2 protein-coding genes and 1 pseudogene are annotated in these 1,749 nt (G+C 72.2%); 1 reads left to right on the top strand and 2 read right to left on the bottom strand.

Going from position 1 to position 1,749, the window contains the following annotated elements; all coding sequences use genetic code 11:
• Positions 1–423: 423 nt before the first annotated feature.
• The gene (locus tag E1283_RS35910) at positions 424–735 is read left to right on the top strand and encodes an ArsR/SmtB family transcription factor (protein WP_243745342.1); all 312 of its coding nucleotides are present in this window, start codon (positions 424–426) and stop codon (positions 733–735) included.
• Between the two features lie 96 nt (positions 736–831).
• On the opposite strand, the gene E1283_RS37825 is transcribed toward E1283_RS35910, so the two are convergent.
• Positions 832–1,002 (bottom strand): hypothetical protein, encoded by a 171-nt coding sequence (locus tag E1283_RS37825; RefSeq protein ID WP_165956368.1) that lies wholly within the window; start codon positions 1,000–1,002, stop codon positions 832–834.
• Positions 1,003–1,104: 102 nt separating this feature from the next.
• Positions 1,105–1,749: pseudogene (locus E1283_RS35905) on the bottom strand (carbonic anhydrase); the annotation flags it as partial.

Below are 1,749 nucleotides of genomic sequence, written 5' to 3'. Positions count from 1 at the left end.
GCCCCCTACCGGGCCCTGGCCACCGCTCCGGGCAGCGGGCTGGCGCTGGTCGCTGAAACCGTGGCAGACCTCGGCGGCACGGTGATCATCCGCCCGGACGCGGACGGGCTCGGCAAGGCCATCTGGATCACCCTGCCCCTGTGATGCCGAGAAGGACGCGGCGACGATCCCGACCGGTCGCCGCCTCCATCCCGCTCCACCCCGCCCACGCGAGGTGCTCGGCCCGACTCCAGGCCCGCGGTTGTTCACGACTTGCAGGAATCTGCAATCGTGGAGGTCGACGTGAGTTCGGAACAGGGCCGGTATCAGGACCGGGCCCCTCGAAGAGGAAACGGTGGGTGGATCAAGGTGCCCAGAACCAACGGAGACCAAGCGACCACGGGCCGCGGCGGCAACGCCCCGCATGACCCTCCGCTCTACCAGCTGAAGGCCGAGTTCTTCAAAACGCTCGGCCACCCGGTCCGCATCCGGGTCCTGGAGCTGCTGAGCATCCGTGAGCACGCGGTCGCCGAGCTCATCCCGGAGGTCGGCGTCGAGCCGGCGGCCCTCTCCCAGCAACTCGCCGTCCTGCGCAAGGCGAACCTGGTGATCACCCGCCGCGAGGGGGCCACCGTCCACTACCGGCTCGCCAGCGGCGACCTGGCCGAACTCCTGCGCGTCGCCCGCGGCATCCTCACCGGGGTCCTCCAAGGTCAAGCCGAGCTGCTGGCCGGACTACGCGCCGCCCCCCAGTAGGAGCACGCCCTCCGCTCCGGCGGCCGGCCGCCGCGCCCACCCCGGCACGGTCGGGCACTCCCCGGGCCTCGCTCGCCCGCCGCGCTGACAGCCGCATCACCCCGCGTCGCTCGGGTCCACACCGTGCTCGCGGGCCGTGCGCAACGCCTCCTCCAACTCGTCGGCCGCCCCAGCCTCCCCGACAACATCGCCGGCCTCCTGGGCGGCCGCCACCCGAGCCCGTGCCGCCCGGATACGTTCGCGCGCCGCTTCCGCGAATGCGGACACACCGCCTCCCCGCTCACTTTCTCAACTTCGCGAATTGCAGAACTCTGCAAGTCTAGTTGCCATGGGGTCGCTGATCCGCAACGGCAACCGGCCCCTGCGAGGTCAGCGCACCCGAGCCACCCGCTGGTTGGTCAGCTCGTACCGGGCGCCCACCACGGCCAGCCGTCCAGCAGTGATCCTGTCGGCCAGGTCTGGCTCGGCCGCGAGATGGGTCCGCACCCGGCGCACATTCTCGGTGACCGCCGCGTCCGCCCGAGCATCCCCCCGGAGCCGATGGTCAGGTACCCGATGTGCGCCGGCAGCCGCGTACCCTCCGCATCAGCCCGCACGGCCGCGGCGACCGCCGCGCACCCTTGGTGCCCCAGGACGACGATCAGCGGGACATCGAGCTCCAGCACCCCGTAGGCGATGCTGTCCAAGACCGCCTCGTCCAGGACCTCGCCCGCCGACCGCACGGTGAGCAGATCACCAAGACCCTGATCGAAGACCAACTCCGGCGGCACCCGCGAGTCCACGCACCCCAGGACTACAGCGAACGGATGCTGCCCGCCCACCAGCGCCCTGCGCACGCTCTCGGCCCGGTCCGGATGGCTCTCGTGGAACGTCCGCCACCGCCGGTTCCCCGCCTCGAGCTCGCGCCACGCCCACCCCGGGTCCGACGGCCGCGGCACACCGTCAGCCGCCCGTGCACCCGACACCACCGACGGCCCGCTCACCAACCCAGCCCCCAACGCCACCGCCCCACTC

The sequence above is a fragment of the Streptomyces hainanensis genome (assembly GCF_004348415.1).
GTDB classification, from domain to species: domain Bacteria; phylum Actinomycetota; class Actinomycetes; order Streptomycetales; family Streptomycetaceae; genus Streptomyces; species Streptomyces hainanensis.
This window is presented reverse-complemented; position numbering and strand designations above follow the sequence as displayed.